18 protein-coding genes are annotated in these 16,340 nt (G+C 64.0%); 15 read left to right on the top strand and 3 right to left on the bottom strand.

The features are described from left to right. Nucleotides 1-52 precede the first annotated feature (52 nt). Nucleotides 53-430 (bottom strand): hypothetical protein, encoded by a 378-nt coding sequence (locus KAJ83_RS08360; RefSeq protein ID WP_210681586.1) that lies wholly within the window; start codon nucleotides 428-430, stop codon nucleotides 53-55. 56 nt (nucleotides 431-486) lie between these two features. Continuing rightward, nucleotides 487-888, bottom strand: coding sequence for an EscU/YscU/HrcU family type III secretion system export apparatus switch protein (locus KAJ83_RS08355; RefSeq protein WP_210681585.1), 402 nt, complete (start codon nucleotides 886-888; stop codon nucleotides 487-489). A gap of 166 nt (nucleotides 889-1,054) precedes the next feature. Between KAJ83_RS08355 and flgB the strand changes: the two genes are divergently transcribed. From flgB to fliQ, 4 genes are all read left to right on the top strand, one after another. After that, on the top strand, nucleotides 1,055-1,465 hold the full coding sequence (flgB, locus tag KAJ83_RS08350; protein WP_210681584.1) for a flagellar basal body rod protein FlgB: 411 nt from the start codon (nucleotides 1,055-1,057) through the stop codon (nucleotides 1,463-1,465). A gap of 70 nt (nucleotides 1,466-1,535) precedes the next feature. Beyond that, on the top strand, nucleotides 1,536-1,949 hold the full coding sequence (flgC, locus tag KAJ83_RS08345; RefSeq protein WP_210681763.1) for a flagellar basal body rod protein FlgC: 414 nt from the start codon (nucleotides 1,536-1,538) through the stop codon (nucleotides 1,947-1,949). A gap of 80 nt (nucleotides 1,950-2,029) precedes the next feature. Then, nucleotides 2,030-2,377 carry a flagellar hook-basal body complex protein FliE gene (gene fliE / locus KAJ83_RS08340; protein ID WP_210681583.1) on the top strand — a complete coding sequence of 116 codons (348 nt, stop codon included), beginning with the start codon at nucleotides 2,030-2,032 and terminating at the stop codon, nucleotides 2,375-2,377. Between the two features lie 61 nt (nucleotides 2,378-2,438). Then, the gene (fliQ, locus tag KAJ83_RS08335) at nucleotides 2,439-2,708 is read left to right on the top strand and encodes a flagellar biosynthesis protein FliQ (protein ID WP_210681582.1); all 270 of its coding nucleotides are present in this window, start codon (nucleotides 2,439-2,441) and stop codon (nucleotides 2,706-2,708) included. A 56-nt stretch (nucleotides 2,709-2,764) separates the two neighbouring features. Here fliQ and KAJ83_RS08330 read toward each other — a convergent pair whose 3' ends face one another. Further along, nucleotides 2,765-3,610, bottom strand: a complete 846-nt coding sequence (locus tag KAJ83_RS08330) for a transglutaminase-like domain-containing protein (protein ID WP_210681581.1) — start codon at nucleotides 3,608-3,610, stop codon at nucleotides 2,765-2,767. Between KAJ83_RS08330 and fliR the strand changes: the two genes are divergently transcribed. The 11 genes from fliR to KAJ83_RS08275 all read left to right on the top strand — a co-directional run bounded on the left by fliR (nucleotide 3,609) and on the right by KAJ83_RS08275 (nucleotide 16,277). Next, nucleotides 3,609-4,373 carry a flagellar biosynthetic protein FliR gene (gene fliR, locus KAJ83_RS08325; RefSeq protein ID WP_210681580.1) on the top strand — a complete coding sequence of 255 codons (765 nt, stop codon included), beginning with the start codon at nucleotides 3,609-3,611 and terminating at the stop codon, nucleotides 4,371-4,373. The genes KAJ83_RS08330 and fliR overlap by 2 nt on opposite strands. A gap of 73 nt (nucleotides 4,374-4,446) precedes the next feature. Beyond that, nucleotides 4,447-5,523 (top strand): flagellar biosynthesis protein FlhB, encoded by a 1,077-nt coding sequence (flhB, locus tag KAJ83_RS08320; RefSeq protein WP_210681579.1) that lies wholly within the window; start codon nucleotides 4,447-4,449, stop codon nucleotides 5,521-5,523. Further along, a complete protein-coding gene (locus KAJ83_RS08315) occupies nucleotides 5,520-7,703 on the top strand; it encodes a response regulator (protein WP_210681578.1) in 2,184 nt (727 codons plus the stop codon). The genes flhB and KAJ83_RS08315 overlap by 4 nt, the downstream gene beginning before the upstream one ends. Before the next feature lie 225 nt (nucleotides 7,704-7,928). Beyond that, nucleotides 7,929-9,026 (top strand): recombinase RecA, encoded by a 1,098-nt coding sequence (gene recA, locus KAJ83_RS08310; RefSeq protein WP_210681577.1) that lies wholly within the window; start codon nucleotides 7,929-7,931, stop codon nucleotides 9,024-9,026. A gap of 313 nt (nucleotides 9,027-9,339) precedes the next feature. Next, nucleotides 9,340-10,119: a GntR family transcriptional regulator gene (locus KAJ83_RS08305; protein WP_210681576.1), complete on the top strand. Its 780-nt coding sequence runs from the start codon at nucleotides 9,340-9,342 to the stop codon at nucleotides 10,117-10,119. Between the two features lie 105 nt (nucleotides 10,120-10,224). Further along, nucleotides 10,225-11,790: a hypothetical protein gene (locus KAJ83_RS08300; protein ID WP_210681575.1), complete on the top strand. Its 1,566-nt coding sequence runs from the start codon at nucleotides 10,225-10,227 to the stop codon at nucleotides 11,788-11,790. Between the two features lie 2 nt (nucleotides 11,791-11,792). Beyond that, the gene (locus KAJ83_RS08295; protein WP_210681574.1) at nucleotides 11,793-12,509 is read left to right on the top strand and encodes a class I SAM-dependent methyltransferase; all 717 of its coding nucleotides are present in this window, start codon (nucleotides 11,793-11,795) and stop codon (nucleotides 12,507-12,509) included. 26 nt (nucleotides 12,510-12,535) lie between these two features. Then, on the top strand, nucleotides 12,536-13,036 hold the full coding sequence (locus KAJ83_RS08290; RefSeq protein ID WP_210681573.1) for a hypothetical protein: 501 nt from the start codon (nucleotides 12,536-12,538) through the stop codon (nucleotides 13,034-13,036). A 50-nt stretch (nucleotides 13,037-13,086) separates the two neighbouring features. Continuing rightward, nucleotides 13,087-14,145, top strand: coding sequence for a C4-dicarboxylate TRAP transporter substrate-binding protein (locus KAJ83_RS08285; RefSeq protein ID WP_210681572.1), 1,059 nt, complete (start codon nucleotides 13,087-13,089; stop codon nucleotides 14,143-14,145). Continuing rightward, nucleotides 14,133-14,636, top strand: a complete 504-nt coding sequence (locus KAJ83_RS08280) for a TRAP transporter small permease (protein ID WP_210681571.1) — start codon at nucleotides 14,133-14,135, stop codon at nucleotides 14,634-14,636. The genes KAJ83_RS08285 and KAJ83_RS08280 overlap by 13 nt, the downstream gene beginning before the upstream one ends. Before the next feature lie 297 nt (nucleotides 14,637-14,933). Beyond that, on the top strand, nucleotides 14,934-16,277 hold the full coding sequence (locus tag KAJ83_RS08275) for a TRAP transporter large permease (RefSeq protein WP_246484359.1): 1,344 nt from the start codon (nucleotides 14,934-14,936) through the stop codon (nucleotides 16,275-16,277). Nucleotides 16,278-16,340: the final 63 nt, after the last annotated feature.

The raw sequence follows: 16,340 nt of genomic DNA, 5'->3' as shown, positions 1-16,340 counted from the left end.
CGCTCGTGCCTAAACGCCCCGCCTCGTGCCGCCGGATCGTCCGTTCCGCACGCTAGTGCTTGGTCTCGGAGGTGGGGGGCTCGTCCTCCGATCCGGACTTTTCGGCCGCGGCCTCGGCGTTCGCTTCCTCGATCGCCGCGCCGAGCGCATCGGAAAGCTCCTGCAGATCGTCGCGAACCTTGGTCAGGAGGGGTTCCATCTGCCGGGATCCGTCGCCCGGAAGGTTCATCGCGGCGGCGACCAGCCGCTCGATCCGCGGCCCGACATTCTCCAACCCGATCTCGTCATCGCCGCGCGCCAGCGCCGCCTTGGCCTCCGCCACTTCCTTGGCGAGCGCATTCAGCCCCGCCTCAACCTCGCTCTTCCGCATGATCGCACCGTTGTCCGTCTCGGGGGCGGCGGGCACCGTTCGCGCCCGCGTCCCATTCATTGCAATCGCCCCTCACCCGAGGCGGCGACGCTGCCACGATTCGGCGGTGGCGCGAGCTATTTTCGCGACCCGTCGGCGGGGGTGGAGCGGGTCGGGATCGGCGCGGCCTGTCCGTTGGCCTGATAGACGTAACGCAGAACCTCCGCCACGGCGATGAAGGCCTCGACCGGGATTTCGTCCCCGACATCCGTCGCGGCCAGGATCTCGATCAGATCGGCGTCGCGATGGACGGGGACACCCGCCTCGCGCGCCGCCTCCAGGATTCGTTCGGCCAGATGCCCGCGGCCGGAGGCCGTGACGACCGGCGCGCTGTCCGCCGTCTCCGGCTTGTAGCTGAGGGCCACGGCCTTGCGGTCGGCGGTCGCCGGTTCGGCATCGCCGGTATCCTCCCGACGCGTGGAGGCGGCCGGTGTCGGTGTGCCGGCGTGGGGCGTCGTTGTTCTGGAGCGTTCGACCATGGCTGTTCCGCGCGCTTCGGGTCCGGTCGGCAGGATAGCGTCCCGCCGCGCGCGCACCAACCCCGCCTGTTTCCAGAACTGGCACGGGGAATGCATGGCAGTCGGGCGAGGAGAGACGGTCCGGCTTGGAGAGGCCGGGTCGACAGTTAGGAGAGGAGAAAGGTTCATGGCGCTCAGCGATACGCCGATCATGGGCATGTTGACCCACAAGATGGACTGGCTGACCCAGCGTCAGCGGGTCATCGGTCAGAACATCGCCAATGCCGACACGCCGGGCTATCGGGCGCATGATATCGAGGGAATCGATTTCAAGCGCAGCGTCCATCGGCAGCAGGGTCAGCTTCAACTCGCCGTCACGGACCCCGCCCATATGACGAGCCCGAAGGGCGATATGACCTTCCGCGAGGCGCGGGAGCGCACGCCCTACGAGGTCTCGCCGACGGGTAACCGGGTCGTGCTGGAGGAGCAGATGATGAAAATGAGCCAGACGGCCGGCGACTATGAGTTCGCGACCAACCTCTATCGCAAGTATTCGAGCCTCTATCGCATGGCGCTCGGCCGGGGCGGCGGCGGCTGACGCCACGCCCGCCCCAGGACGAGAGACCCATCGAACGGCTGAATAGCGATCGGAAGGAGCAAAGACCATGATGGACGATCTGAAAGCCACCATGTTCATCGCCGGAACCGGTATGCGTGCCCAAGGCACCCGGATCAAGGTCATCTCGGAGAATATCGCCAACGGCGATTCCACGGCCCAGACACCGGGCGGCGACCCCTATCGGCGCAAGACGATCACCTTCGCCAACGAGATGGACCGCGCGCTGCAGGCCGATGTCGTCCGGATCGAGGAAATCGGCGAGGCGCCGGGCGCCTTCGACCTGGAATACGACCCCTCCCACCCGGCGGCCGACCCGGAGACGGGCTATTACAAGCTGCCCAACGTCAATACGTTGATCGAGATGACCGACATGCGCGAGGCCAATCGCAGCTATCGCGCGAACCTGCAGGTCATCGAGACGTCGAAGTCCATGATCTCCCAGACGGTCAACATGCTGCGGTGAGCTTGTCGCCGGTCCCCGAATTGGGGTAGAACAATCGGCGTACCGTTCACCTCGACGATTGGGGAACGCCGGAGCACGCCATGGCCATCGATCCCTCAAATGCCGCCGCCGCCTATCGCAACGCGGCCGCCGGAAACCCGTTCGGCGTCAAGCCGGGCGCGTCGCCGACGGATATCGGCGCCGCCATGGGCGGGGAGGAGACGACGCCCGGCTCCCGTTTCGTCGATCTGGTTCGCACGGCCGCCCAGGATACCATCGATTCCAACCGGGAGGCGGAACGCCTCGGCATGGAGGGCGTGGCGGGACAGGCCAACCTGACGGAGGTCGTGACCGCCGTTGCCGACGCGGAGGCCACGTTGCAGACCGTGGTGGCGGTGCGTGACCGAATCATATCCGCTTACCAGGAAATCCTGCGGATGCCGATCTGATCCGGCTTGAACCGTTGGCGGCCGCTCAAGGGCCGTCGCCACCGCGCCGAGAAGGTCATCGATGAACGCCGAGCAAGCCCTAGATATCGCGCGCGAGACTATCTTCGTCCTGTTGATCGTGGCGAGTCCGATCATGTTGATCGGTCTCGCTGTCGGCCTCACCGTGGCGATCTTTCAGGCGCTGACCCAGATTCAGGAAGTGACACTGACCTTCGTGCCGAAGATCATCGTCGTCTTCCTGTCCATGCTGGTGTTGCTGCCCTTCATGCTGAATCAGTTGGAAGGGCTGATGGAGACCGTGGCCGACCGGATCATCGCCGGCGGGGGATAAACGGCGGGGGATAGCCGGGGGAGAATAGGGGGGCGGCGCGCCGCGCGATGTCCCTATTACCAGGGTGGGTCTTCGATTCCGGCCGGGTCGCCGGTTATCGCCATATCATCGCAGCATGTCCATTCATGGGCGCGGAGAGTGCGCGCGCCATCCGGCGCGTCGCGCCAGCGATCCCAGGCACCGACGATCCGCCCCGCGCGGGATAGAGTGTCGCGCCGCAGATTGACGGCGATGAACCAGGGGCCGCGTGCCTCGCTGCCGTGTCCGAAACTCTCCGGCGGGAGCGCGCCGTTCCGCATGGCGCGCCAGGCGCGATCCGCCGTAAGATATCGATCGCACGGGAGGTCGAGGGCCGGGAAATCGATGCCGAGCGCCACGCGGTGGGCCGCGTCCAATTGCGCATCCGCGCGGCGCCAGGAACCGTCGGGCGCCATGCGATACTCACAGACCCAGTGGTCCTCGTACCAGGGCGAACTTCCCGCTTGCGGCGTCAGGTAGTTCGCGAAGCCGCACCGGACCCGCGCGGCCTTGCCCCCGGCACGCAGGGCTGCCGTCATCAGCAGGGCGAAATCCCGGCAGGTGCCGACCGCGCGCGAAAAGGGGGGACGTGGCGCGACGGTCCCGATCTGGGCCAGACGGCAGGAAACGGGCAGGGTCGCGCGCGATTCCACCTGGAACTTGGACGGTGCGGGGCCGTGCAGCAGGGGACCGAAATAGTCGTGGAGCAGCACACCTTGAATACCCGCCGCGATCCGTTCCGGCGTGTCGCCGAAGGCGGCGAGCAGGTCCGCGTGATCTCCCGGATCGGTCAGGGCGCAGTGTGTTTCGGGGATGGGGGGCTCGTGCCGCATGGCGCAACGATAGACGGCCGGCCGGAATCGCGCGAGTCTTCCGGTCGCCATGTTCAGCGATCTCCTCTCGGCCGAGCTTTTCGCGACCTTCCTGGTTTTCGCCCGGATCGGGGCCGCCTTCATCACATTGCCCTCGATCGGCGAGACCTTTCTCAATCCGCGCGCACGCCTCGCCGTCGCCCTGATGTTGAGCGTGGTGGCGGCGCCGGTGGTCTCGCCGCTATTGCCGGATATGCCGGAGCGTCTCGGCGACCTGGCGCTGCTACTGCTGGGCGAGATCGTTCACGGCATCTTCATCGGCACCGTGACGCGTGTGCTGTTCAACGCGCTGGCCATCGCCGGCGTGATTTGGTCCTTCCTGAGCGGCCTGGCGAGCGCCCTGCTCTTCAACCCTCTGCTGGCGGACCAAGGGGCCTTGCAGTCGATCTTCTTCACGCTGCTCGGTCTGATGCTGATCTTCGCGACCGATATGCATCATCTGCTGATCCGAACGGTGGTGGAGAGCTATGTGATCTTCGAGCCGGGACAGGCGCCGATGCTGGGTGATATGGCCGACGTGGTCGCGCGCACGGTCGCGGACAGCTTCAAGCTCGGCATTCAGCTCGTGGCGCCGTTGATCGTCGTGGCCTTGATGTTTTACACACTTTTGGGATTGTTGGCGCGGTTGATGCCGCAGTTGCAGGTGTTCTTCATCGCGATGCCGTTGCAGATTTTGATCGGAATGGTCGTGATGTTCATCACGATCGGCGGCATGATGCTATGGTTCCTGGAGCAGTATCGCGAGATGTTGGGCATGTTCCTGACCAGCTTCTAGTCCATGCGGGCTCGGCTGGTGGAGAGATGGCCGAGCGTGATCAGTATAATCGGTATAAACGAGATGAGGCGGCATGTCGGAACAAGCCGACGAGAGCCAGAAAACAGAAGAGCCGACCAGTAAAAGGCTGCGCGACGCGCGCCAGAAGGGTCAGGTCGCCGTCAGCCGGGAGATCAATACCTGGTTGCTGCTGTTCGGCTTCGGGGCGTTGATGGCTTTTGGCGGTCCGGCGATCATGTCCGATATCCGTCTGGAACTGACCCCCTTCATCGCCCAGGCGCATATGATCGACACCTCGCCAGGGGGGATCGGTCATGTGCTGTCCGGGCTGTTGTTGGATATCTCGCTGGTGATGGCGATTCCTATGGGGTTGTTCGTGGTGCTGGCGCTGGCTGGATCGGTCGGTCAGAACGGATTGCTCTTCACCTCGGAGCCGATGAAGCCGAAGGCGAGCAAGGTTTCGCTGCTCAAGGGGTTGCAGCGCATGTTCTCGGCCAAGCAGATGGTTGAGTTCGCGAAGGGCCTGTTGAAGATCGGGATCGTCGGCGCTGTCGGTCTGGTGCTGCTTTTGCCGGAGCGCGACCGGCTCGACATCCTGCCGCAACTACCCATTCCGGAACTGCTGGACGAGATCCTGGCGTTGATGCTGCGCCTGCTCGCGGCCGTGCTGGCGATCATGCTGGCGATCGCCATCGCCGACGTGTTCTTCCAACGCTATCAGCACCGCAAGCAGCTCCGCATGACCAAGCAGGAGGTCAAGGAGGAGTACAAGAACACCGAGGGCGATCCGCAGATCAAGGCACGCCTACGTCAAATCCGCAACGAACGCGCGCGTCAACGCATGATGCAGGCGGTTCCCCGCGCCGATGTCGTGGTCACAAACCCGACGCATTTCGCGGTCGCCCTATCCTATAAGCCGGAGGAAATGGAGGCCCCGGTCCTGATCGCCAAGGGCCAGGACGTGCTGGCCCAGCGTATCCGTCAGGTGGCGACGGAGAACGATATCCCGGTGGTCGAGAATCCACCGCTGGCCCGTGCCCTCTATGCCGGCGTCGAGATCGATGAGAGCGTTCCGCCGGAACATTACGAGGCGGTCGCCAAGGTGATATCCTACGTCTTCAACCTTAAGGGCCGGAGCATGCCGTCGTGAGGCTTCTTGGAAACCACGGGGGCTCCGTCCTTGCCCTCTGCCTCGCATCGGTTTGCGCTGTCGGGGCGGGGCTCGCCGTTCTCATCGCGGCAGCGATCCTGGCACCGGCGGAAGGCCGGGAGGCCGCGGCGGGAAGCATGCCCGTCGTCGCGGCGGCCGTGGCCGCGGCCCTGATGGTGACGATTCCAGCGATGATCGCCGGGCTATCCCTGCGCGCGCTGCGACGTCGGGCTGGCCGGGCGGAGGCGCGCCTCGCGGCGCTGGAGGCGATGCTCGCCGCGCGGGATCTGGTGGCCATCGCCGCGAACGCGGATGGCACGGTCCATTACGCCATCGGACTGGAGGGCGTCGACGCGGCCGGTCACTCCGGGGCCTCGGCGGCGCATCTGATCGCGGCCCTGATCGAGCCGGCGGACGATGCCTTGCCCGCCACGCTCGCCGGCATGGCCGCGCGTGCCTTGGGGGGCGAACGTCTCAGCCGGGAGTTCTCCGCCCTCGGCCCGGTGCCTCCAGCCGTCGCGGCGCCGGGAGACGCGACGGAAATGGAAGGGGGGGCGCGCTATCTCCAAGTGACGGTCGGCCCCTTCGCGGACGGTATCTGCTACCTGTTGGAGGATGTAAGCGCGCGACGCACGGAGGCGGAGCGCGCGATGGAGCGGGTCTCCTTGCTGTCGCGTGCTCTCGACCGCGCGCCCTTCGGGATTCTGGTGATAGACGAAGGGGGGATGGTGCAGGAGGCCAACAGCGCCTTCCGCCGGCTGCTCGGCGGCCAGCATGCCAATGGCCGCCTGTTCGTCGAGGTGATCGCGGAGGCCGATCGCGCCCAAGTCGATGCGATGATCGAGCGGGTGAACAACAGCGGCGAGGCTGCCGGGCCGATCGACGTGCGACTCACGGGCGACATGGAACGGACCGTCGCACTCTATGCCAGTCAGGCGGCGCTGCCCCGGGAATCGGGCCGGGGGCTTGTCGTCCATGTCGTGGACGCGACCGAGCGCAAGCGCCTGGAGGCGCAATTCGCGCAATCGCAGAAGATGCAGGCGGTCGGTCAGCTTGCCGGCGGAATCGCGCATGACTTCAACAACATGCTGACCGCGATCATCGGTTTCTGCGATCTGATGCTGCAACGCCACCCCGTGGGCGAGCCCAGCTTCGCCGACGCGATGCAGATCAAGCAGAATGCCAACCGCGCGGCCGGGCTGGTGCGCCAGCTCCTCGCTTTCTCACGCCAGCAGACTCTGGCCCCGCGCGTGATCGACATGACCGAATTGTTGGCGGAACTCTCCAACCTGCTGCGCCGCCTGTTGGGGGAGCGGGTGGAACTGACCGTCGTCCATGGCCGCGATCTCTGGCCCGTCAAGGCCGATCCGGGACAGATCGAGCAAGTGGTCATCAACCTCGCCGTCAATGCCCGCGACGCCATGCCGGAGGGCGGTCGACTCACCATCCAAACCGGCAATTTCACCGCCGACCGCCCCTATGCCATCGCCGAGGAAACCATGGCGCCGGGGGAATATGTCGCGATCACCGTCTCCGATACAGGTGTCGGTATCGACCGGGAAACGTTGACTCGCGTTTTCGAACCCTTCTTCACCACCAAGGAGGTGGGGATGGGCACGGGCCTGGGTTTGGCCATGGTCTATGGCTCGATCCGCCAGTTGGGCGGCATCGTCCACGCCCATTCCGACGGGTTGGGGAAGGGGGCGAGCTTCACGCTCTACCTCCCGCGCTCGTCCGAGAGCGTCCAGCAACCCACCGATCTGGCAGAGCACGAGGGCACGCCCACGGACACGACCGGCGGCGGCCGGGTGCTGCTGGTCGAGGACGAGGATGCCGTGCGGCTCTTCGCGGCCCGCGCCCTGCGCGCCAAGGGCTATGAGGTGACGGAGGCGCGAACCGGCGAGGCCGCGTTGGAGATTCTGGCGGATCGGCCGCGTATCGACCTGCTGGTTACGGACATGGTGATGCCAAAGGTCGACGGCGCGACCCTGATCCGCCAAACGCGCAAGCAGATGCCGGACCTGCCGGTCATCTGCATTTCCGGCTATACCCAGGAGAGCGTCGCCCAGGAGGTGGAGGCGCTGCCGCGCGTCTATTTCCTGCCCAAGCCATTCTCGCTTAAACAATTGGCGACCAAGGTGAAAGCCGCCATCGAATCGGCTGCGTCGGAACGGGCCTAGGGGGCGGCAAGGGCGTTCGGCCGGCCCGTGCGGGCGGGGCAGGTGATTCTACTTTCGTTGGAACGGCTTGGATACAGGTGCGGGCCAAACCCAACCATCTGTTCCAGATCGAAAATAGTTGGCCGGATAAGGAGAACTAAAAAAGAACTTGATGAAGAGAACAAATCCTGTACGATCCCAGCAATTGCATCGCCTCCGGGCCTATGGGAAAAGGATCGACGTGAGATGGCTCAACCCGCGCTTCACCTGGTGGATAAGGATCAGATGGACAAGCAGAAGGCACTCGAGGCCGCGCTGACGCAGATCGAGCGCTCGTTCGGCAAGGGCTCCGTCATGAAGCTCGGCGAGCAGCGGGCCATGGACATTGAATCCATTCCGACCGGCTCGCTCGGGCTTGATATCGCGCTCGGTATCGGCGGCCTGCCCAAGGGGCGGGTGATCGAGATTTTCGGACCGGAAAGCTCGGGCAAGACGACGCTGGCGCTCCATGCCGTGGCGGAAGCCCAGCGTCAGGGCGGCGCCTGCGCCTTCGTCGATGCGGAACATGCGCTGGACCCGGTTTACGCCAAGAAGCTGGGTGTCGATATCGATGAATTGCTGATTTCCCAACCCGACGCCGGGGAGCAGGCGCTGGAAATCGCCGACACGCTGGTCCGCTCCGGCGCGATCGATGTGTTGGTGGTTGATTCGGTCGCCGCGCTCGTACCCCGTGCCGAGCTCGAGGGGGAGATGGGCGACAGCCATGTCGGCTTGCAGGCGCGCCTGATGAGCCAGGCGCTGCGCAAGCTCACCGGATCGATCAAGCGGTCGAACTGCATGGTGATCTTCATCAACCAGATCCGAATGAAGATCGGCGTGATGTTCGGCAGCCCGGAGACGACGACCGGCGGCAATGCGCTGAAATTCTATGCGTCCGTCCGCCTCGATATCCGGCGGATTGGGCAGGTGAAGGACAAGGACGAGGTCGTCGGTAACCAGACCCGGGTCAAGGTGGTGAAGAACAAGGTCGCGCCGCCTTTCCGGATGGTGGAATTCGACATCATGTATGGCGAGGGCGTTTCGAAGACCGGCGAACTGCTGGATTTGGGCGTCAATGCCGGACTGGTGGAGAAATCCGGCGCATGGTTCTCCTATAGCGGGGAGCGGATCGGCCAGGGACGCGAGAACGCCAAGCGCTTCCTGAAGGAGCATCCGGATACCGCGCGTGAGTTGGAGAACAGGATCCGCGAGAATGCCGGCATCGTCGCCAACAAGATGCTGGAAGGACCGGACCCCAAGGAGGCGAAGGAAGCCGATCTCGGCCCCGAGGACGCGCCGGAGTGACCGGGACGCGCCCCTGACCATCGAACAAGTCGACCGCGCGAGGCACGCCGGACCAACCGGCGGCCTCGGTGGTCGCGATCGCCGGGGAGCACCGGCAGCATCGGCCCGCCCGTCTCGCGACGCGGCGGGCCGATTGCTTCCCGGGGGCTGTCTGATGCGTGGCGATGCCCGGTTTCGCGCCACGCGACCCGCTCGTGGCATATGCCTGTTCGTCGAGCATGGCGTTTTTCCAGACATCCCGCTTGTTCTCATACCGTGGTTCGGGCGAGTAAGTCGGGATGATGGCGAATGCCGGAACGGAGGAGACCGGAGCATGGCAAGCAGCACCGAGAACGCGACGCAGGTGGAAAAGGCGACCCAGGCCCTGCGCGAGGCGGTTCTAAGCGGTGTCTATGGCGGCGACGAGAAGCTGCGGGAGGTACCTCTGAGCGAGATGCTGGGCGTCTCGCGCACCGTCGTTCGGTTGGCGTTGAGCGCGCTGGAATTGGAAGGGCTCGTCGTCCATGCCCCGAACCGGGGGTTTCGAACGCGCGCCTTCTCGCTGGAGGAGGTCACGGACGCGATCATCGTGCGCGGCGAGTTGGAGGCGATCGCCGCGCGATATATCTGCGAGAGAGGGCTGTCCGTCGATGACCGGGAGCGGTTCCAGGATATTCTCGCCCGGATGGAGCAGGTTCTGGCCGATGGCTTCGCCGAGGTGGAAGGCCGACTTGCCTGGATGGATCTGGTCGCGGCATTTCACGGCCTCCTCGTGTCCGCGTCCGGCAGCCCCGCGATCGAGGCCACGATCGCGCAGCTTTCCCGCATCCCGCTGGTCGCCCCGAAGAGCGTCGTCTTCGACCTTTCCTCCGCGGATTATAGTCGCGATCGGGTGCTCGACATGTTCGAGACCCGGAAGCAATTGGTTGAGGCCTTGATGAATCGGCAGGGCGGGCGCGCCGCGGCCCTGATGGTCGGCTACGCCTATCAGGCATGCAGCAATAAACGGGCGAGTTTCGAGAGCATGCGCAGCGGCCGTCGCCTTTCGATGGTTCCCGGCATGGGATTGATCAATCGGCGCGACGAGCGGACGGCGCCCGGGCCATGGAAGTGAAAGCCTTCACCTTGCATGCATTATTGGCTTTGCCAGATTGATCTGGCACTTTCGGAGCGTGCATGATAGCTCTTTGCATGCAATATTACGTTCCAGGAGGCGAAAATGCCCGACACCACACTCCCCGCCCGCCCGCCGATGCCCTCTTTCGAGGAGCCGCCCCTGAAGGAGACGCGCCCGCCGCGCTGCCCGCCCTTCGTGGAGGTGACGCATCCGGATCAGCTTCTCCCCTATCTCGAGCATGTGGCGCAGCGGCCCTATAATCACGGCCTCAATGCCTGCTGGGATCTGCAGGAAGGGGAGAAGGTCCGGCTGCGTGTCGATAACTGGCACGACCCGATGGTGATCGAAGCCTGCAAGAAAATATTCGAGAAGTACAAGGTCGATTACGAGATCAAGGAGATCGACCGCGGCCCGGTGAAGGAATGGGTCGGTGCCGACGAGGTCGAGTACTATCTTTTCCGCACCAAGGAACTGGCCGAATGGATGGACGAGTGGGAGAAGATCGCCGCCAGCCAGGAGTTCGACAAGATCCTGATGGGTTATGGCGGGCCGGTGCTCAAGGACAGCGACGTCAAGATTCAGCGCATGCCGTTCATCACGCCGGAAATCCTCGCATCCCCGGCCCATACCATGCCGGCGGAGCTATTGACCGCGATCGACAAATGGACCTGGGACCGCGTCCGCGCCGCCCGCCGGGTCCGGATCACCGATCCGGAAGGCACCGATATCGAATTCACCAATCATGACGGTTATTGGGATTCCAAGCGCGAGGGCTACAACCCGGATATCGTCAATCAGACCTGGGAAGGGAACTCCAAGTTCGGGGCGACCTATCTGCCCGGCCATATCACCGGCCGGCCCTGGATCTATCTGAAAGGCAAGGAGAACGGCAACGGCGTCATCGCCGGGACGACGAATCATATCGCGCCTTGCGACTGGACCCAACTCATCGTCGAGGATTCCAAGATCACTCGAATCAACGAGGGCGGCGAGTTCGGCGATAAGCTGCGCGATGTGATGGAGCGCACCAAGGACATCGAGTATCCGGGCTTCCCCGGCAAGGGTTTGATGTATTGGTGGGAAGCCTCTATCGGCACCAATCCGCATATCCACCGGCCGCGGAAGGGGTTCCCGACGGGCTTCGTCAATTGCCTATATGAGCGCGTGCGCTCCGGTGTGATCCACATGGGCTTCGGCACCATCATCTCCTCGATGGATGAGCGTCGTGCCGCGCGCATGGGGCATTTGGTCGGCCATTGGCATCTGCATCTCTATTTCCCGACATACACCGCCTATTACGATAGCGGCGAGAGCGAGCCGGTGATCGAGAACGGTCGCCTCAAGGCGCTGGACGATCCGCAAATCCGCAAGATCGCGGAGAAGTACGGTGATCCCGACCTGTGGCTGGACGAGAGCTGGAACCCCGCCGTGCCGGGTCTGAACATGGCGGGCGATTATCGCGAGCATTACGCCAAGGACCCGCTTCATTGGGTGAAGTCGGAACTCGACATCTGCCGGGACTTCCATCCGCTGTTCATGAAGATGGTGGAAGCCGACGGTAAGTATTGCCATGGCGCGGGCGCCGAGTTCTGGAAGGGCGGCTGCTGTAATCACAGCGGCATCGAGGCCCCCCAGCTGAAGGGCAATTGCTGCGATCACGGCCACTAAGGATGAAGAATCCGGAATCTGCGGCGGCGTCGCCGGTCGAGCGGCATTTCGCCGAACTGTCCTCGACCGTCGATGTCGCCGGCCGCGATGTTCTCGACGCCGGCTGCGGGCAGGGGGCTTTCGTCTCCCGCCTGCGGCAGGCGGGCGCGCGCGCCCATGGGCTCGAGGTTGATGAGCGCACTTTGGACGCCGCCCGGGAGGCGGGTATCGCGGCCTCCTGGCTGACGCTGGGGGACGGCCATACCCTTCCCTATCCGGACGGCGCCTTCGATTGCGTCTGTTTCATCTTCAGTTTCCATCACGTGCCGGCCGCGGTGCAGCCGGGCATGTTGGAGGAAGTCGCCCGCGTCCTGCGGCCGGGTGGGCATCTGTTCGTCTCCGAACCGGAGCCGTTCGGCGCGATGACGGAGGTCATCAAACCGATCGATGACGAAACGGAGGTTCGCACGCGCTCGCAAGTGCTCCTGGAGGCGCCCGGCGGCCCGTTGCGGCTGCAACGGGAGATAACCTACGCGATCGAGCGCGAGGTCGCCGACGCGGCCGCGCTCATCGAGATGGCGGTCGGTGTCGACCGCACGCGCGCCGAACGGGCCGCCGATCCCGAAATCGCGGGCGAGGTGGTCCGTCGATTCGAACGCCATGCCCGGCCGGTCGGCGCGAACCGATATATGCTCGATCAGCCGTGCCGCGCCTTTTCCTTTTTGCGCGCCGATGGCTAGAGCGCGATGATTCCTGATCGAATCAGATGAGAGTGCCGCGCTTTAAGGCCGCCTGTCCGGTGGGGGCGCGCAACGTGTCCGCCGGACTTCTAAAATGCCTCGCGAGCCCGCCGCATCTCCTGATGGTCGCCGGGCACGGCCTCGACCAATTGCTGATCGTCGATGGCGGGCTTTGCTTGACCGTTACCTCGTTCGATCCGGAGTTGATGCGCCTTGCCGTCGCGTCGTGCCCGTTCATGTATGGCGGCATGATGCTTGGGTCGCTTTTCTGCTTCGAGAGGGACGGCATGCGCGCTTTCCTCGTTCGAATCTCTCTCCAACTCGGCGCGATGGTCTGCGCGATGGCGGTCGCGGCGCATCTTTGGTTCGGCTCATCGACGGCCGCCCTGTTGGCCATGATGGTGGCGATGAGTGCGACAGGGCCCGTGGGACGGGGAATCTTCTCCACCCTGTTTCGCGCGTCGGTGGATATTTGTATGCATAGAATGGAAAATCCGGCAAAACGAAGCGTCGGAAGATTGACCTGATCAGATGATGCATGCAATTTCGGCCTCTCTTACAACGGGAGGAACCCAAGATGAATCCGAGAAAACTCTTCATCGCGGCCGCCGCCGCGCTGCTTGCCGGCACCAGCATGGCCTCGGCCCAAACGGTGTTGCGCTATTCCGACTACGGCCCGAACCGGGGCGCGCGCGCCGAGGTGATGGAATGGTTCGCCGATGAACTGGAGAAGCGCTCCGACGGCGCGCTGTCGATCGAGTTCTTCTGGGGCGGCTCGCTCATCGGCGGCCGTGACACGCTGAACGGTGTCGCCTCCGGTGTCGCCGACATGGGCACCATCGTGGGCTTCTTCACGCCCGCCGAGTTGCAGGCCTACAACATGGCGGATCTGCCCGTGGACAATAGCGACATGTGGATCGGCATGCGCGCTATCTATGATCTCACCAACGAGAACGAGATCATGCGGGAGGAATTCGCCGATGCGGGCGTGCGTTACGTGACGAATTTCACGACCGGTCCGGTTCAGATGATCTGCAACACGGCGGTCGAGAGCATCGAGGATATTTCCGGCAAGAAGGTCCGCGCCTCCGGCCCCTATGGCGATACGCTGACCCTCCTGGGGGCGGAAGTGTCCCGGATGAGCCAGGCGGATGTTTATCAGGCGCTGGATTCCGGCCTTATCGACTGTAACCAGAACTACTACTATGCGATGGAGGCCTATCGCCAGTACGAGGTGGCCCAGAATATCCTCGAAATGGATTGGGGGCAGAACATGTCCTTCGGCATCGTCATCAATCCGGGCAGCTATGATCGGATGAGCGACGAGGAAAAGGCCGTTTTCGACGAAGTCTCCTCCGATTTCATCGATCAGATGGCGAAGGTGATGATGGAGCGGTCCGAGAAGGCTAAGCAGGCGATGGCCGAAGGCGCGGAAGGCCCCGCCGTGACGCTTCATGAGTTGTCGCAGGCGGATCGGGCCAAGCTGAACGAGGCCAGCCGGAAGTCGATCGACTCCTGGGCCGCGAAGGCCGAGGAGAATGGGATCGATAGCGCGCAGTTGCTGTCGGACTACGAGGCGTTGATCGAGAAATACCGTGGGATTCACGAAAGCGAAGGCTATCCGTGGAGCAACTGAACGAAGACCTGCCGCCGGCCCTGCCGAGTGCGGTTGAACGTTTTCTCACCGGGATCGCCGTGGCGGGACTCTTCGCCATGGCGGTCCTGGTGACCACTAACGTCATCAGCCGGTGGATCGGGCGGGCGATCATCCCCGACGATATCCAACTGGTGCAGGAATTGATGGTGCTGGTCATTCTCCTGCCGATCGGCATGGTCACGGCCTTGCGGCAGCATATCAGCGTCGATCTTTTCACCGAGAAGGCGGGGACGGGGGCGAAGTATCTCCTGGCCTTGCTCGGGCATGTGGCCGGGCTCGGCTTTTCCGGTTTTCTTCTGGCGGCGGCCTGGGACGGGCTGAAGCAGGCTTGGCGCACGCAGGAATATTATAACGGCGTTCTCGACATTCCGGTGTGGATCGGTCACTCCGCCTTTCTGTTCGGAATCGCGCTGTTCTTCGTTCGTCTCGTCATGATGGTCGTCATCGACTGTCGTGCGCTGACGCGCTAGAGCGTGATGAAGCGTAATGGAAGCATCTGAGACCGCTTTTCCGGGCGCCCGGCGGAGAGAGGGTGTGTGGGCGATGGCGTCATCGTCACGCGGTCTCCACGCTTGCTTCGGCGCGCGGCCCGTGGGGCCGGAAAGCCGACCGGAGGCGCCCGTTTCGGCGTCTTGCCCGTCGTTGCGTCGTGCTCACGATGTCGGACCCCTCCAAAATCGCCGCGCGCGCCGTTCCTCTCCCGAAAATCGGAACCGGCACTTCGGGTGGCTCCCCATGAAATCATCACGCGCTGGAAGGAGCGTCCCTTGGAACCGGTAACTCTCGCGATCGCGGTCGTGTGCGCCGTGCTTATCCTGCTCGTGCTGCGCGTTCCGATCGCCTATGCGCTCGGCGTGAGCGCGTCCGTGGGGCTGATCCTCTTCTTCGGATGGCGGCCGGGGGGCGACCCCAATCTTCTGGCCGGCTTGCGCCCCACCTTGGCGATGATCGGCTCCAGCGCCTACGGCTTCGTGCATAACTATCCGATGAGCATGATTCCGCTTTTCATCGGGCTGGGGCATGTCGCCTATCATGCGGGGATCACCACGGATTTCTATTATGCGCTGCGCGTGCTGCTGCGGCGCCTGCCCGGCGGGTTGGCGATGGCGTCCGTCAATGGGTGCGCGGGGTTTTCCGCGATCACCGGCTCCAGCGTGGCCTGCGCGGCCGCCATGGGGCGCATCGCCGTTCCCGAGATGCTGCGCTACGGCTATGATCCGCGTCTGGCCGCCGGTTCGGTCGCCGCCGGGGGAACGCTTGGCTCGCTTATCCCGCCCAGCCTGCTTTTCGTGATCTACGCGATCTTCACCGAGCAATCGGTGAAGGGGCTGTTCCTTGCCGGTATCGTTCCGGGCCTTTTGTCGCTGATCGGCTTTCTGGTGACGATCCTGATCTGGTGCCGTCTGCGGCCCCAGCATGCGCCGCAGGATGATACGGCCCCCACCAATGCGGAGCGAATCGCATCGTTGACCGGGCTTTGGCCCGCCGCCATCCTGTTCCTTGTCGTCGTCGGCGGCATCTATCTCGGTATCTTCACCCCGACGGAAGCGGCGGCCGTCAGCCTCGTCGTCGCCATTGTGATCGGTTGCGTTCGCCGCCGGTTAACGCTGTCCCTTCTGGCCGAGGCCGGGCGCGAGACGGTGCGGCAAACGACGATGATCTTTCTGATCGCGCTTGCCGCCAAGGTGTTCACGAGCTTCGTTTCCTTGACGCGCATAACGCCGACGGCGCTGGAATGGCTGCAACAGAGCGACCCTTCCTTCCTGGTCGTGATCCTGGCGGTCGTGCTGTTCTATCTGATCATCGGCATGTTCCTGGATTCCATCGGAATCCTGGTTTTGACCCTGCCTTTCACCGTGCCGCTCATGATGGCCTATGACGTGAACCTGATCTGGTTCGGTGTCATTGTCATCAAGTTGCTGGAGGTGGGACTCATGACGCCGCCGATCGGCTTGAATGTCTTCGTGATTAAGGGCGTCTCGCCGCCGGAGGTCACCTTGCGCAAGGTATTCCAGGGAACGGCCGCGTTCCTGCTGTTGGACGCGGTCGTCCTGATCCTCATCCTGAGCATCCCGGCCCTATCGCTTTGGCTTCCCAATAGCGCATTCTGAGGCGCAGGGAAGGCGTCGCGGGCACGCGCGGAGTGCGCGGGATAGCGAAGGCGCCGATGAAGC

This window comes from Marivibrio halodurans (assembly GCF_017963645.1).
GTDB lineage: Bacteria > Pseudomonadota > Alphaproteobacteria > UBA8366 > Aestuariispiraceae > Marivibrio > Marivibrio halodurans.
Note: the sequence above shows the minus strand (reverse complement) of the source record. Positions and strands in the feature narration are given on the sequence as shown.

What these genes read in the sequence shown, in the direction of transcription:
- KAJ83_RS08360 (WP_210681586.1), bottom strand. Translation starts at nt 430, where the DNA reads ATGAATGGGACGCGGGCGCGAACGGTGCCCGCCGCCCCCGAGACGGAC.
- KAJ83_RS08355 (WP_210681585.1), bottom strand. Translation starts at nt 888, where the DNA reads ATGGTCGAACGCTCCAGAACAACGACGCCCCACGCCGGCACACCGACA.
- flgB (WP_210681584.1), top strand. Translation starts at nt 1,055, where the DNA reads ATGGCGCTCAGCGATACGCCGATCATGGGCATGTTGACCCACAAGATG.
- flgC (WP_210681763.1), top strand. Translation starts at nt 1,536, where the DNA reads ATGGACGATCTGAAAGCCACCATGTTCATCGCCGGAACCGGTATGCGT.
- fliE (WP_210681583.1), top strand. Translation starts at nt 2,030, where the DNA reads ATGGCCATCGATCCCTCAAATGCCGCCGCCGCCTATCGCAACGCGGCC.
- fliQ (WP_210681582.1), top strand. Translation starts at nt 2,439, where the DNA reads ATGAACGCCGAGCAAGCCCTAGATATCGCGCGCGAGACTATCTTCGTC.
- fliR (WP_210681580.1), top strand. Translation starts at nt 3,609, where the DNA reads ATGTTCAGCGATCTCCTCTCGGCCGAGCTTTTCGCGACCTTCCTGGTT.
- KAJ83_RS08330 (WP_210681581.1), bottom strand. Translation starts at nt 3,610, where the DNA reads ATGGCGACCGGAAGACTCGCGCGATTCCGGCCGGCCGTCTATCGTTGC.
- flhB (WP_210681579.1), top strand. Translation starts at nt 4,447, where the DNA reads ATGTCGGAACAAGCCGACGAGAGCCAGAAAACAGAAGAGCCGACCAGT.
- recA (WP_210681577.1), top strand. Translation starts at nt 7,929, where the DNA reads ATGGCTCAACCCGCGCTTCACCTGGTGGATAAGGATCAGATGGACAAG.
- KAJ83_RS08305 (WP_210681576.1), top strand. Translation starts at nt 9,340, where the DNA reads ATGGCAAGCAGCACCGAGAACGCGACGCAGGTGGAAAAGGCGACCCAG.
- KAJ83_RS08300 (WP_210681575.1), top strand. Translation starts at nt 10,225, where the DNA reads ATGCCCGACACCACACTCCCCGCCCGCCCGCCGATGCCCTCTTTCGAG.
- KAJ83_RS08295 (WP_210681574.1), top strand. Translation starts at nt 11,793, where the DNA reads ATGAAGAATCCGGAATCTGCGGCGGCGTCGCCGGTCGAGCGGCATTTC.
- KAJ83_RS08290 (WP_210681573.1), top strand. Translation starts at nt 12,536, where the DNA reads ATGAGAGTGCCGCGCTTTAAGGCCGCCTGTCCGGTGGGGGCGCGCAAC.
- KAJ83_RS08285 (WP_210681572.1), top strand. Translation starts at nt 13,087, where the DNA reads ATGAATCCGAGAAAACTCTTCATCGCGGCCGCCGCCGCGCTGCTTGCC.